The organism is Pseudomonas sp. SED1 (assembly GCF_034044025.1).
Taxonomy (GTDB): domain Bacteria; phylum Pseudomonadota; class Gammaproteobacteria; order Pseudomonadales; family Pseudomonadaceae; genus Aquipseudomonas.
In genome coordinates this window covers 133,990-147,117 of record NZ_JAXCIS010000238.1, presented here as the reverse complement: position 1 = coordinate 147,117, position 13,128 = coordinate 133,990, and the positions used below count along the sequence as shown (strand labels likewise).

Below are 13,128 nucleotides of genomic sequence, written 5' to 3'. Positions count from 1 at the left end.
ACCGAAGAAACGGATATGCCCCCCGTCCCAACCACCAACACCATCACCCCAATTTCACGTTCATGATAATCCGCGCGGTAAACACCAATTTCCCCTCCGCATCCAGCATCTCCACCGGCACTACCTTGTCACCCGCCGTTTGCCAGTCAATCCCCTCACCACTGGCCGTTGCCGTCACGCTGCTTTTAGCCTTGGCCAAGTACTCCACCGTCATCCCCTTGGGAATCCACCGCGCACCCGGCGGCACGGATACGTCGGTCATCGTCCCCGCCGCCAGTTCCGCAGCGTTGCACATGGCAATCGCATGCACTGTTCCCAGGTGATTAGTGATTGCCTTGCTGAACGGCACCTCCACCGAGGCAAACCCCGGACGCAACTGGGTCATCAACGGATTGATCGTGCTGAAGTAGGGCGCCATCTGGCACGCCAGTTTGCTGAACGCTTCGGGACCGACACTATTGAACATGCTAAGAGCCTGACTCATGGTGCTGCCTCATTCTGGTAAGGTTACGGAATATTGTTCTGATACAGAATAATGTTCTGTAACGGAACAGTATTCTGCCCATGGGAAATCTGTCAAGCTGCCCAGGCTTATCCTTTCTTCAACGATTGAGTTCGTGTTCAGCATGCAAACCCCGGATCTGCTCCAGCGTTGCTTCCCTGGCCGAAGGGCCGAATTGAAGCGCGATATCTTCAAGTCAGCCCTCGACCTGTTCAACGAACAGGGCCTTGAAGCCACCACCATCGAGATGATCCGCGCACGCTGCGACACCAGCGTCGGCGCGATCTATCACCACTTCGGCAACAAGGAAGGCTTGGTCGCCGCGCTGTTTTTTACCGCGCTGGAAGATCAAGCCGAATTGCGTGGGCGCTATCTTGAATCGGCCGAAACGGCAAAGGAGGGCGTGTATGCGCTGGTCCACAGCTATGTCGATTGGGTGGACAGCGAACCGCAATGGGCGCGTTTCCAGTACCACGCGCATTTCGCCGTGACCAAGGGGCCATTCGCCGCCGAGCTGGAAAGCCGCAACCAGGCGCGCAATGCAGTGCTGAAGGAGTGGATGGTGCTACCTGGGCGTGCTGATCAACTCAACCAGGTACCGGCCGAGCTGTTGCCGGCATTGATCATCGGCCAGGCCGATACCTACTGCCGCGCCTGGCTGGCCGGGCGGGCGACCAGCAGCCCGCGACTCTATCGCGAGACCCTGGCCGAGGCCGCGTGGCGTTCGGTGGGCGGCGCTTAGGGCGCCGAAGGCATTACGCGCACGGCGCTGGTGTCATCGCTACCTTGTAGCGCTCGTCAAAATCATCCGCCAACTGCGCCAGCGTCACCTCTCCCAAACGCTGCAGCAGCAACGCCTGGGCGTCATCAAACGCCTGGTTCAGCGCCGCGTTGACGGCCTGTTCTACCAGGCATTGCGGGTGATCAGTGGATAAGCCGACGGCAAAGATCGACGACGTGCCGAGGGCGTTGTGGATGTCCAGCAACGTGATCTCACTCAAGGGTTTGCCCAGGCTCCAGCCGCCCTGATGGCCTTTTTCAGAACGCACATAACCCTTCTCCTTGAGCAGGCCGAGGGTGCGGCGCACCACCACCGCGTTGGTGCCGAGCATCTGCGCGATGGTCTCCGAGGTGGCGCGTTCCTCGTGGCGGCCCATGTGGATCAGCACGTGGAGCATGCGCGAAAGTCGGGTGTCGTTTCTCATCTGCAAGCCTCTGGATTTCCTGCCCGAAAGTATCGTTCGTAACGATTAGAGTTGCGAGACTCTTGACGAGGTATTTTTACGTAACTTATGGTGTGTCGTGAGTGCCCGGCAATCGATGCAAGGGCCACCAGAGAGGTCATCTTCATGGTTTACGACGTGATTATCGTGGGCGGCAGCTACGCCGGAATGTCTGCCGGCCTGCAACTCGTGCGGGCTCGGCGCAAGGTGCTGGTGATTGACGCCGGGCAGCGGCGCAATCGGTTTGCGGCCACCTCCCATGGTTTCCTCGGCCAGGATGGTCAGCCGCCGGAGCTGATCGCCGCCGAAGGGCGAGGGCAGTTGATGGAGTATCCGACGGTAACCTGGGTGCAGGACACGGCCCTTGAAGCGATTCAAAACCAGGGCGGTTTCGTGGTGCAAACCCGCTGCAACGGGGGTTTCAACGCTAAGCGCCTGATTCTCGCCACCGGCGTGGTGGATGAGTTGCCCGAGGTCGAGGGGCTGAAAGAGCGCTGGGGCAAGCAGGTGTTCCATTGCCCGTATTGCCACGGCTATGATTTGAATCAAGGCCGCATCGGCGTGCTGGCGACGTCACCGCTGGCGATGCATCACGCCATGATGCTGCCGGACTGGGGCACCACCACGCTGTTTACCAACGGCGTGTTTGTGCCGGATGCCGAACAGCAGGCGCAACTGGATCGGCGCGGGGTTAGCGTCGAAAGCCAGGCGGTGCGGCGGATTGTCGGTGAGCGGGCGGATGTGGAGTTGGCAGACGGCCGGGTGATCGCCCTGGACGGTATGTTCACCATGTCCCGAACGCGCATGGCCAGCCCGCTGGCCGAGCAGTTGGGGTGTGAGTTTGTCGAAGGACCGACCGGACCTTATCTGCTGACCAACGAGACCCGCCAGACCACAGTGCCTGGCGTGTTTGCCTGTGGCGACGCCAACCTGGCCGGCGGCTCGGTAGCGCTGGCAGTAGGTGAGGGCGTGCGCGCCGGGGTGGGCGCGCACTTTTCGATGATCTTCAGCTGAGGTCAGCGCACCAGGCACGGCCGCTTGTTATCGAACGTCCAGCCCGGAATCATGAACTGCATCGCCACGCTGTCATTACGCGCACCCAAACCCATGCCTTTGTACAGTTCGTGGGCGTGGGCCACGGCGTCCATGTCGATGTCCACGCCCAGGCCCGGTTTGGCCGGGACCTTGATATGCCCGTCGACGATCTTCAATGGAGCCTTGGTCAACCGCTGGCCGTCCTGCCAGATCCAGTGGGTGTCGATGGCGGTAATTTCCCCCGGCGCGGCGGCGGCCACCTGGGTGAACATCGCCAGGGAAATATCGAAGTGGTTGTTGGAATGCGAGCCCCAGGTCAGGCCCCATTCGTGGCACATCTGCGCCACGCGCACGGAGCCTTGCATGGTCCAGAAGTGTGGATCGGCCAGTGGGATGTCCACGGACTGCAACTGGATCGCGTGCCCCATTTCCCGCCAGTCGGTGGCGATCATGTTGGTGGCGGTCGGCAGCCCGGTGGCACGGCGGAATTCGGCCATGACTTCGCGCCCGGAGTAACCGTTTTCCGCACCACAAGGGTCTTCGGCGTAGGCCAGCACATGATGCTGGTCGCGGCACAGCGCAATGGCCTCTTTCAGCGACCAGGCGCCGTTGGGGTCCAGGGTGATGCGCGCATCGGGGAAGCGTTCGGCCAGCGCTGTGACCGCTTCGATTTCTTCGGCGCCGCGCAGTACGCCGCCCTTGAGTTTGAAGTCATTGAAACCGTATTGCGCCTTGGCCGCCTCAGCCAGGCGCACGATGGCTTCGGGGGTCATGGCCTGTTCGTGCCGCAGGCGGAACCAGTCCTCGGCATTGTCTTCACTGCGATAGGCCAGGTCGGTTTGCTGGCGATCACCGATGTAGAACAGGTAGCCGAGCATCTTCACCGCATCGCGCTGCTGGCCTTCGCCCAAGAGTGCAGCGACCGGGACTTCGAGGAATTGGCCGAGCAAATCCAGGAGCGCGGCTTCCATCGCCGTGACGGCATGGATGGTGACGCGGAGGTCAAACGTCTGCAAACCCCGGCCCGCCGAATCCCGCGCGGCGAAGGTCTGGCGCATGGCATTGAGGATGCTCTGGTACTGGCCGATGGGCTTGCCGATCACCAGGCTGCGGGCGTCTTCGAGGGTTTCGCGGATGCGTTCTCCACCCGGTACTTCACCGACGCCGGTACGGCCGGCGCTGTCGGTAAGGATCACGATATTGCGCGTGAAAAACGGCCCGTGGGCGCCGCTGAGGTTGAGCAGCATGCTGTCGTGGCCGGCCACCGGGATGACTTGCAAGCCGGTAACGACCGGGGCGCCGTTGGCGTGGTGCTGGTGTTCTGTGTTCATCGTGTAGTCCTTATTTGCTCAAGACGGGGGCGGGTTGCAGCACGCTGCTGGTGGTCGGTGCAGGCAGTGTCCTGGCAAAAAACACCAGGATCGCCGCAAGGATCGAAGTGCCCGCCAGGCCATACAAACCGCCCTGGATCGAACCGGTGGTCTGTTCCAGGAAACCAAAGGTGGTGGGTGCGACAAACCCGCCGAGGTTGCCGATGGAGTTGATCAACGCAATCACTGCCGCCGCTATCCGTGCATCCAGGTAACCCTGGGGAATCGGCCAGAACAGCGAGGACGCCGACTTGAAGCCGATCGCCGCAAAACAGATCGCGATAAAGGCAAAGATCGGCCCGCCGGTGGTGGACAAGAACATCCCGACGGCAGCGATCAACAGTGCCGCCGCGACCCACGCTTGCTGGAACTTGAACTTGCCCGCCAAGGCAGCGAAGGCATACATCGCGATGATGGAAATCAACCACGGGATCGAGTTGTAGAAGCCCACCTGAATGTCGCTCAGGTCGCCCATCTTTTTGATGATGCTCGGCAGCCAGAAAGTGGCGGCGTAGATGGTGAGCTGGATGCAGAAGTACAGGGCACAGAACAGCATGATCTGGCGGTCCTTGAGCAGCTTGCCCAGGGTCGGCTTGACCGTGGTGGCGGCGTCACGCTCACGTTGTTCGCGGTCGATCTCGCCCACCAGCGCATCCTTTTCTTCAAGGCTGAGCCATTTGGCGTCGTGGGGTTTGGAGTCGAGCCAGAACCACACGAAAAAGCACAGCAGCACCGAGGCCATGCCTTCGATGATGTACATCCACTGCCAGCCGTGCAGGCCAAACCCGGTGATTTGCAACAGCACGCCGGACAAGGGGCCGGAGATCAGCGAGGCGAGGGCCGAGCCGCTGAGGAAAATCGCAATCGCCTTGCCGCGTTCGACACCGGGCAACCAGCGGGTGAAATAGTAGATCACCCCGGGGAAGAAGCCGGCTTCGGCCACGCCCAGCAGGAAGCGCAGGATGTAGAAGTGGGTTTCGTTCTGGATGAAGGCCATCAACGTCGCGGTGATGCCCCAGGTGAACATGATGCGGGTCAGCCAGATGCGCGCGCCGACTTTTTGCAGGAGCATGTTGGACGGCACTTCGAACAGCGCGTAGCCGATGAAAAACAACCCGGCGCCGAAGCCGTAGGCGGCCGCACCGATGCCCAGGTCGTGCTCCATATGGGTACGCACAAAACCGATGTTGACGCGGTCGATGTAGTTGACGATGAACATGATCACGAAGAGCGGGAGCACGTGGCTCTTCACTTTCTTGATCGCGCGGGCCAGGACCGGGTCGGTGGCAGGCGCAGCTGTCGCAGGGCTGGAAGAGGTCACGAGGTAAAACTCCCACTGATTATTGTTGTGCGGGGAACTGCTTGGGTTACCAGAGATGTCTGACAGCTTGATAGACATCATACAACTGTGATTTCAGAGATGGCAACACTTTGTAGAAGCGAGCTTGCTCGCGAAAATCCTCAACGATTACGCGGTAATGTTGAAGGTTTGCGGTGTGGATGGCTTTTTCGCGAGCAAGCTCGCTCCTACAGGTATTTGTTTGTTGTCATACAAGTTAGGGCTTATAAGAATGCTAGTATTGCCAGGCGCCCCTGAACGGAATTCCTGATGCAAAACCCCACCTCGGCACTTAATCGCAAGCGCTCCCCGGGCCTTGCCCACGACATCGTCACCGCGTTGACCCAGCAGATTCTCCTGGGCCAGATGGCGCCGGGTGAGAAGCTGCCGTCCGAGTCCGCTATCGTGGGTGAGTACGGTGTCAGCCGCACGGTGGTACGCGAAGCACTCTCCAAATTGCAGGCCGCCGGGCTGGTGGAAACCCGCCACGGTGTCGGCACCTTTGTGCTGGAGCGCGACGAACGCCAAGGCCTGCACCTGACCCACGACACCGCGGCCAGCGTGCGCGGCATTCTTGAGCTGCGCATGGGCCTGGAAACCCAGGCAGCGGCGTTGGCAGCCCTTCGCCGTACCGACGAACAACTGCAGCAGATGCGCCAGGCACTGGATGATTACCAGGACTCACTGGCCAATAACGACAGCGCCGTTGAACCCGACGTGCGCTTCCATCGCCTGATCGCCCAGGCCACCGGCAACACCTATTTCACCGACGTGATTTATCACCTGGGCAACTCGGTAATTCCGCGCACCCGAATCAACGCCGAAGAGCGCGGCGACGCGGACCTGATGGAGTTGGGGCGCCTGGCGAACCTTGAGCACGAGGCGATCCTGAAAGCCATTCGCCGCCAGGACCCGGATGCCGCCAGAGCCGCCATGCTGCTGCACTTGAGCAACAGCATGGAGCGGATGACAGGGGAGTAGGCTCGCCAGGGGCATTTTCTTCAATACCGCGATCCGTCTTCCCCTTAAGGTTCAGCTCATACCTGCATAACAACAAGGAACTGCAATGAGCTTGATCATTTCCATGGCCGCCTTCGCCCTGGCCACTTCCATCACGCCGGGACCGGTGAATGTCGTGGCCATCAGCTCCGGGGCGCGCTTTGGGTTTGCCGCCAGCCAAAAACACGTGGCCGGGGCGGCGCTGGGATTCACCTTGCTGTTGGTATTGATTGGCCTGGGGCTGCACGAGGTGCTGGTGCGCTGGCCGCTGCTGACCCAGTTGATTCAATGGGGCGGGGTGGCTTTCCTGTTGTACATGGCCTGGAAGCTGGCGGTGGACGATGGGCGACTGGACGCTGAAGGCACGGCCACGGCGCCCTCGATGCTCTACGGCGCGATCATGCAGTGGCTCAACCCCAAGGCCTGGTTGGCGTGCGTGGCAGGCATGGGGCTGTTTGTCGCCGATGGCGATGCACAGCAAGTCTGGCTGTTTGCGGCGATCTACCTGGTGATTTGCTACCTGTCGGTGGCGTGCTGGGCCTACGCCGGGACCTTCCTGCGACGCTACCTGAGTAACCCCCAGGGCATGCGCCTGTTCAATCGCTCGATGGCGGCGTTGCTGGTGGCCAGCGTGGGGTATTTGCTGCTGGCGTAAGTCAGCCGCGGTATTGCCCGGGCGTGGCCGCCAGATGTTGTTTGAAGGTGCGTTGGAAATGCGCCTGATCGGCGAAACCGGCGGCCAGTGCCACGTCGGCAATCAGCTCGCCATTGCGCAGTTGTGCGCGCGCAAACTGGATGCGGCGGTTGACCAGGAACGCATGGGGCGTCATGCCGTAATACTGCTTGAATGCGCGGATCAGGTACGACGGCGACAGCTCGGCGACTTGGCAGATAGCCTCCAGTTTCAGGGCCTCGGTGCAGTGCTCACGAATGTACTCGGCCGCCCGTTCCAGCTTTTGATTCACCTCACGCAACGGTGTCGTCGAGGGGTTGAGCCGTTGCTGGACCTCGGTAAAGAAACTCACCGCGGCGCTCTGCTTGTGCAGGTGTTCCGCTTGCTCGTCCACCAATACCTCATACAGCTCGATCAAACCGCTATACAGCACGACGTCGCGAGTATGAGTGGCAGTGAACGGGCGAAAACCCAGCTCGGTACTGAAGCCCAACTGGTGCTGCAGGTCCGTCAGCCAGGCCGTGTCGATGTACAGCATGTGATACGACCAGGGCTGGTCGTAGAGAGGATTGCAGGCGTGGACATCGCCAGGGTTCATCAGCACTACGGTGCCGGCGCTGATCTGGAAGGTGGACACACCATGGAGGTACAGGCTCTTGCCGGCGGTGATTGCGCCGATGGAAAAATGCTCATGGGAATGCCGGGTATAGCAGACTTTGCGCCCGTCAGAGATGGTCCGCGCCTCGATAAAGGACAGGGTTTCGTCGCGCCAGAAGCGCGGTGCCCGTGACAGTTGATCAGTGGCGTTCAGCGACATGTCTGCAGCTCCATCTCGAACAAGATCGAGCGCAGATCATTACACAGGCATCGACTGAGCCGCCACGATCGCAGGTCAGAAATCCCAGCGGGTCGCCAATTGCAGGCTGCGCGGCTCGCCGTAGAAACCGGTGCCGAAGTTGCCCAGGCCGGTGTAGTACTTTTTATCGAACAGATTCTTCACGTTCAACGTGGTGCTCAAGTGCTCGTTGAACCGGTAGCGCGCCATCACGTCCACCAGGAAGTAGCTGTCCTGGGTGATGCGTGAGTTGTGGCCGAAATTCATCGAGTCGTTGGGGTCCGGCTGGAACACATTGCCGAAGAACTCGCTCTGCCAGTTCACGCCGCCGCCCACCGTCAGGTTCTCCAGGGCACCGGGCAGGCGATAGGTGTTGAACAACCGCACCACTTGCTGCGGCGTGGTGGTTTGCAGTACGGAGCCGTAGACGTAATCGCCATTGGCATCGCGGGAGTGCTGGTAGGTGTAGCCCGCCGAAACGTTCCAGCCATCCAGCACTTCACCGGCCAGTTCGACTTCAAAGCCCTTGGTGGTGGCACCGGCAATCGGGCGGTACACCGAGTCGGTCTCAAACCCGGAAACGTACTGCGCAGCGTTGTCCTGTTCGATGCGGAATACGGCGAAGCTGGCGTTCAGGCGGCCGTCGAAAAACGCTGCCTTGAGCCCGGCTTCGTAGGTGTCGCCTTCAATCGGATCGAGCAACTTGCGGTCGGCGTCCTTGCTGTTCTGCGGCTTGTAGATCTTGGTGTAGCTGGTGTAGACCGACCAGACGTCATTGAGGTCGTAGACGATCCCGGCATAGGGCGTGACCACGCCCGACTGGCGATAGGTCATGCGGTTGTCGGCCTTGGTCGGGTCATAGAAGTCGGTGTTGTCGGTGCCGCTGAAGTTACTGACGCGGGTGCCCAGGATCACCGACAGGTCATCGGTGGGTTTCAAGCGCGTGGCGAGGTACGCGCCGGTCTGGCGTTGCACGATGTCGTTCTGGCCGCTGCGGGGGATATCGGGTTTCGGGTATTCGCCACGCCAGTCATAAATGCTGCCGCCCACGGGCGGGTAGACCGAACCGTACACCGGCACGTCCTGTTTGGAGCGGGTGGCCATGAAGCCCATGATCAATTCATGCTCGCGCCCGAACAGGCTGAAGGGGCCATTGAGGTTGATGTCCAGGGTGTTTTGCACCTGGTCACCCTTGTACTTACCCATGAACATGTACATCCCATCGCCCGTGACCGGGTCCGGGTTGCCGCCGCTGGCGGAGGCGAGCAGGGTGTCGTGCTGGCTGCGCTTGCGATCGAGGCTGACTTTCAGCGACCAGTCGTTCGCCAGCTTTTGTTGCACCGAGGCAAACAGGGTCTGGTTCTGGAAGTCGCGGCGGCTCCAGTCGGCGGCCGGGTTGAAGGAACGCGAGAAGTCGGTGCGTGCACCGTTGCTGAAGTACATCGGGAAACCGGTCCAGCTGGCGCCACGGGAGCGGGTGTCTTGTTGGTCGATGCCAAAGGTCAGCAGGGTGTCCGGCGTCAGGTCCGCTTCGAGAATGCCGTAGGCGATGTCCTTGGTGTTCTGGTAGTGGTCCAGGTACGACTGGCGATCCTGGTACACGCCGACAAAACGCCCGCGCACATTACCGGAGTCGGTCAGCGGCCCGGAAATATCGCCTTCGGTGCGGTAGTTGTCCCACGAGCCGAAGGTCTGCGTGACGGAGGCCTTGAAGTCCCGGGTGGGCTTTTTGCGAATCAGGTTGACCGTGGCCGAGGGGTCGCCCGAACCGGACATCAGGCCCGCCGAACCCTTGATGATTTCCAGTCGGTCATACACCGCCATGTCGGTGCTGGTGGTGCCGTAGTCATACACGCCGTCGTAGGTGGAGTTGACGCCGTCGTACTGGAAATTGGTGATCGGCAGGCCGCGGCTGGAAAACTCCCAGCGTTCGCTGTCGTAGTTCTGCACGCTCACGCCCGGTGCGCGGCGCAGGGTGTCGGCGATGCTGGTGGAGCCCTGGTCGTCCATTTGCTGGCGGGTGATCACCGTTACCGACTGCGGCGTCTCACGCATCGACAGCGCCAGGCCGATGGCCGAGGCCATGGCGCCGGTGGTGTAGGAATGGGTGTCTTCGGTGGTGGCGCCGAGGCCTTCGCCGGAGATGGTGGTGGCGCCCAGTTCCAGGGCGCCGGTGTTGGCCGGAATCAACTCCAGCACGTAGCCGTTGTTGCCCTGGGGCTGGGCCTGCAAGCCGCTGCCCTGTAACAGGCGCTGCAAACCGCTGGCCGGGGTGTAGCTGCCTTTCAGGCCCGGGCTGGTCTTGCCGGAGGCCAGGCCGTTGTGGCCGGCGATAAAGATCCCGGACTGCTCGGCGAAGCTGTTCAACACATTGACCAGCGAGCCGGCGGCGATGCTGTAGTTGCGGGCCGTTTCCTGGGTCGACGGCGACTCGGCGGCTTGCGCGTCGAGCGTGCCCAGGCACAGCAAGGTAGCGGTAACGGCCAGCGCCAGCGGGCGCAAAGTGAAGAGAGCGGGTTGCGACATGAACATTCCCTTTGGATCAAATCGATCGGCGAATTAAAAGCATCTGAAGGGTTAACCGAACGAGTTTTGAAAAAGGGAACTGACGGCTGAAAGTTTTTATGCGCCTGGGTGTTTGGGCCTGACCGTGACCCACCACGGCATGAGTGTGTCGACCTGAATCGGCAGCGCGGCCTGTAGCAGGCGCAGTGCGTGGTCGCTGTCTTTGAGGGGGAACGAGCCCATCACCGGCAATTGCGCCACGGCCGGATCACAGCCCAGGTGGCCGGGTCGATAGCGGTTGAGCTCGGCGACCAGTTGGCCAAGCGGCAGGTTGTCAGCCAGCAACACGCCACGGCTCCAGGCCTCACGGGTGGCGGATGCGGGTGAATCAAGGTTGAACCCGTTGCGGGTGAAGGCCACTTGTTGCCCGGCCTCGATGATTCGTTGTTGCTGGCTGGCGGCGGTGCGCACTTCGACCCGGCCTTCAAACACATTGAGCAAGGTGCTGTCGCCGTCCTGCAACACGCTGAAGCGGGTCCCGAGTGCCCGCAGGCGACCCTGTTGAGTCTCCACCAGCAACGGGCGGTTCGGGTCCTTGGCGGTCTCGACCAGCACTTCGCCGAAGCGCAGGTGCAGCAAGCGCTGGACCCGGTCAAAACGTACATCCAGAGCGCTCAAGGCGTTCAGCCACAGGCGGCTGCCATCGTCCAGCAGCGCTTCGCGGGTTTCACCGCTGGCGGTTGCGTAATCCGCACTCCAGCCTCCCACCAGCCGGGGCAAGGCAGTGTTGCGCCAAGTGCCCCAGGCCAGCGTTGAACCGGCGCACAGCACCAGCAGGGTCTTGAGGGTCTGGCGCCGGGAGGTGCGCAGGGCGCGGCTGGCGCCCTGGGGTTGCTCGGCCAGAGGCGCAAAGCGTTGGCTGACCCGCTCTACATAACCCCAGGCAGCCTGGTGTTCGGGACTTTGTCCAAGCCATGCCTGCCAGTGCTGGGCTGCCTCTGGCTGATCCTGCAGGCGCACGTACCATTGGGCAGCCTGTTCCAGGCTGGCATGGCTGAGTTTTCCAGGGTTGGTCACTCCACGAGCATCCCGTCCAGTTCCGCTTCGAGCACTGCGCAATGCAACAGCGCCTGGGCCAGGTATTTTTTCACCATCCGTTCGCCCACCCCGAGCTGTTCGCCGATCTGCTTGTAGGGCATGCCGTGCAACTGCGCCAGCAGGAACGCTTCGCGCACCTTGTGGGGCAGGCGGGCGAGCATGGCGTCCACTTCGTAGAGGGTTTCGACGATGATCGCCCGCTGCTCCGGCGACGGTTGCAGCGCTTGCGGCCGATCCGCGATGCTTTGCAGCCAGGCTTGCTCCAGTTGGCGACGGCGCCAGTGGTCGATGCACAGACCCCGGGCGATGGTCGCCAGATAGGAGCGCTCCTGCGTCTCATCGGCTTCGGCCGGCGGGCGCTTGAGTACCCGGATGAAGGTGTCGTGGGCCAGGTCCGCCGCGTCCCAGCGATTGCTCAGGCGCCTGCGCAGCAGCCCCAGCAGCCAGGCGTGGTGATTGCCGTAGAGGTCGCTGAACGAGGTGGGCGAGGTTGACACAGTATCCATGTGGCGTGGAAGCCTTGGCGTAAATAAGAATTGGTCGCGATTAAACCAAAGGGCCGGGCACTGCGCAAATGATATTGGTTTGCTTTTGCAGCAATGTCAGCGCCCACGCTTCTCGGCAATCCACGCGGTGGCCAAGTCGATAAAGGCCCGCAGTTTCGGCTGGCTCTGGGTTCGGGCGGGGAAATACAGGTACAGCCCGCTGCTTGGCGGGACGAAAGATTGGAGCACTTGTTCCAGTGCGCCTGAAGCCAGGTCCTCCATCACTTCAAAATCACTCACGTACGCCAGGCCCTGGCCTGCTCTCGCGGCGGCGATCATCAGGTTACGGTCATTGACGATCAGTGCGCCTTGAACACCGACCGTGAATTCCCGGCCCGCCCGCTCGAATTCCCAGCGGTGTGCCACGCCCGAGGTCAGGAAGCGATAGCCGATGGTTTGATGGGCGGTGAGTGCTTCCGGGGTTTGCGGCTTGCCGGCCTTGGCGAAGTAGCCGGGGGAGCCCACCACCGACCACTTCAAGTCCGGTGTCAGGCGTACGGCGACCATATCCTTGTCGATGGATTCCCCCAGGCGAATACCGGCGTCGAAGCCCTGGGTCACCAGGTCCACGGCGGCATCGTCGAGGGAAATGTCGAGCACCACATCCGGAAACGCCTCGCGAAAGAGTGGGATCAACGGCTCGATCAGCAGCTTGCCGGACAACCTCGGCACCGTCAGGCGCAAGGTACCCATCGGCCGGTCGCGGTAGCCAATGAGGGCCGCCAGCGCGTCGTCGATCTCCCCGGCGGCGGGGCGCAGGCGGCTGTAAAGCGTCATCCCGGCCTCGGTCAGCGCCACTCGCCGCGTGGTGCGTTGGAACAGCACTACACCCGTGCGCTTCTCCAGGGTTTTTACCGCATAGCTGACGGCCGTCGGCGTTACGCCGAGACGTGCAGCGGCTTGGGTGAAGTTCTTCAGCTCGGCCACGGCCAGGAACTCGGTCAAGCCATTGAAGGGATCAAGGTTCATCGGCGCGCCATTATGAAAGAGAGTTTCATAGTGCT

Annotated in this window: 13 protein-coding genes; 4 read left to right on the top strand and 9 right to left on the bottom strand. The window is 61.7% G+C overall.

The features are described 5' to 3' along the window. Positions 1-43: 43 nt before the first annotated feature. The gene (locus SNL23_RS31360; protein WP_076013837.1) at positions 44-484 is read right to left on the bottom strand and encodes a hotdog fold domain-containing protein; all 441 of its coding nucleotides are present in this window, start codon (positions 482-484) and stop codon (positions 44-46) included. A gap of 142 nt (positions 485-626) precedes the next feature. On the opposite strand from SNL23_RS31360, the gene SNL23_RS31355 reads away from it, so the two are divergent. Continuing rightward, on the top strand, positions 627-1,244 hold the full coding sequence (locus SNL23_RS31355; protein ID WP_318304739.1) for a TetR/AcrR family transcriptional regulator: 618 nt from the start codon (positions 627-629) through the stop codon (positions 1,242-1,244). Positions 1,245-1,257: 13 nt separating this feature from the next. On the opposite strand, the gene SNL23_RS31350 is transcribed toward SNL23_RS31355, so the two are convergent. After that, positions 1,258-1,707: an Rrf2 family transcriptional regulator gene (locus SNL23_RS31350; RefSeq protein ID WP_167665020.1), complete on the bottom strand. Its 450-nt coding sequence runs from the start codon at positions 1,705-1,707 to the stop codon at positions 1,258-1,260. Between the two features lie 144 nt (positions 1,708-1,851). Between SNL23_RS31350 and SNL23_RS31345 the strand changes: the two genes are divergently transcribed. Beyond that, entirely contained in the window at positions 1,852-2,739 is an 888-nt protein-coding gene (locus SNL23_RS31345) for an NAD(P)/FAD-dependent oxidoreductase (protein WP_318304734.1), read from the top strand. A gap of 2 nt (positions 2,740-2,741) precedes the next feature. On the opposite strand, the gene gudD is transcribed toward SNL23_RS31345, so the two are convergent. Together gudD and SNL23_RS31335 are read right to left on the bottom strand one after the other, a co-directional pair. After that, entirely contained in the window at positions 2,742-4,091 is a 1,350-nt protein-coding gene (gene gudD / locus SNL23_RS31340) for a glucarate dehydratase (RefSeq protein ID WP_318304733.1), read from the bottom strand. A 10-nt stretch (positions 4,092-4,101) separates the two neighbouring features. Further along, positions 4,102-5,451: an MFS transporter gene (locus tag SNL23_RS31335; protein ID WP_318304731.1), complete on the bottom strand. Its 1,350-nt coding sequence runs from the start codon at positions 5,449-5,451 to the stop codon at positions 4,102-4,104. Between the two features lie 288 nt (positions 5,452-5,739). On the opposite strand from SNL23_RS31335, the gene SNL23_RS31330 reads away from it, so the two are divergent. Together SNL23_RS31330 and SNL23_RS31325 are read left to right on the top strand one after the other, a co-directional pair. Next, a complete protein-coding gene (locus tag SNL23_RS31330) occupies positions 5,740-6,450 on the top strand; it encodes a FadR/GntR family transcriptional regulator (RefSeq protein WP_167665018.1) in 711 nt (236 codons plus the stop codon). Between the two features lie 85 nt (positions 6,451-6,535). Further along, positions 6,536-7,123, top strand: coding sequence for a LysE family translocator (locus SNL23_RS31325; RefSeq protein WP_076013843.1), 588 nt, complete (start codon positions 6,536-6,538; stop codon positions 7,121-7,123). 1 nt (position 7,124) lies between these two features. Here the strand turns inward: SNL23_RS31325 and SNL23_RS31320 are convergent, their stop codons facing one another. The 5 genes from SNL23_RS31320 to SNL23_RS31300 form a co-directional block, all read right to left on the bottom strand. Next, positions 7,125-7,958 carry an AraC family transcriptional regulator gene (locus tag SNL23_RS31320; protein ID WP_167665017.1) on the bottom strand — a complete coding sequence of 278 codons (834 nt, stop codon included), beginning with the start codon at positions 7,956-7,958 and terminating at the stop codon, positions 7,125-7,127. 75 nt (positions 7,959-8,033) lie between these two features. Continuing rightward, positions 8,034-10,508, bottom strand: coding sequence for a TonB-dependent siderophore receptor (locus tag SNL23_RS31315; protein WP_412104290.1), 2,475 nt, complete (start codon positions 10,506-10,508; stop codon positions 8,034-8,036). A 90-nt stretch (positions 10,509-10,598) separates the two neighbouring features. Beyond that, positions 10,599-11,558, bottom strand: a complete 960-nt coding sequence (locus tag SNL23_RS31310; protein ID WP_318304728.1) for a FecR domain-containing protein — start codon at positions 11,556-11,558, stop codon at positions 10,599-10,601. Next, a complete protein-coding gene (locus tag SNL23_RS31305) occupies positions 11,555-12,085 on the bottom strand; it encodes a sigma-70 family RNA polymerase sigma factor (RefSeq protein WP_318304727.1) in 531 nt (176 codons plus the stop codon). The genes SNL23_RS31310 and SNL23_RS31305 overlap by 4 nt, the downstream gene beginning before the upstream one ends. A 96-nt stretch (positions 12,086-12,181) precedes the next feature. Beyond that, complete coding sequence (locus SNL23_RS31300; protein WP_318304726.1) at positions 12,182-13,093, bottom strand: LysR family transcriptional regulator; 912 nt, start codon at positions 13,091-13,093, stop codon at positions 12,182-12,184. Positions 13,094-13,128 lie beyond the last annotated feature (35 nt).

Bases quoted from the DNA above. Each gene is read 5' to 3' on its own strand.
- SNL23_RS31320 (WP_167665017.1), bottom strand. From the start codon at position 7,958: ATGTCGCTGAACGCCACTGATCAACTGTCACGGGCACCGCGCTTCTGG.
- SNL23_RS31350 (WP_167665020.1), bottom strand. From the start codon at position 1,707: ATGAGAAACGACACCCGACTTTCGCGCATGCTCCACGTGCTGATCCAC.
- SNL23_RS31345 (WP_318304734.1), top strand. From the start codon at position 1,852: ATGGTTTACGACGTGATTATCGTGGGCGGCAGCTACGCCGGAATGTCT.
- SNL23_RS31315 (WP_412104290.1), bottom strand. From the start codon at position 10,508: ATGTTCATGTCGCAACCCGCTCTCTTCACTTTGCGCCCGCTGGCGCTG.
- SNL23_RS31355 (WP_318304739.1), top strand. From the start codon at position 627: ATGCAAACCCCGGATCTGCTCCAGCGTTGCTTCCCTGGCCGAAGGGCC.
- SNL23_RS31305 (WP_318304727.1), bottom strand. From the start codon at position 12,085: ATGGATACTGTGTCAACCTCGCCCACCTCGTTCAGCGACCTCTACGGC.
- gudD (WP_318304733.1), bottom strand. From the start codon at position 4,091: ATGAACACAGAACACCAGCACCACGCCAACGGCGCCCCGGTCGTTACC.
- SNL23_RS31325 (WP_076013843.1), top strand. From the start codon at position 6,536: ATGAGCTTGATCATTTCCATGGCCGCCTTCGCCCTGGCCACTTCCATC.
- SNL23_RS31330 (WP_167665018.1), top strand. From the start codon at position 5,740: ATGCAAAACCCCACCTCGGCACTTAATCGCAAGCGCTCCCCGGGCCTT.
- SNL23_RS31360 (WP_076013837.1), bottom strand. From the start codon at position 484: ATGAGTCAGGCTCTTAGCATGTTCAATAGTGTCGGTCCCGAAGCGTTC.
- SNL23_RS31300 (WP_318304726.1), bottom strand. From the start codon at position 13,093: ATGAACCTTGATCCCTTCAATGGCTTGACCGAGTTCCTGGCCGTGGCC.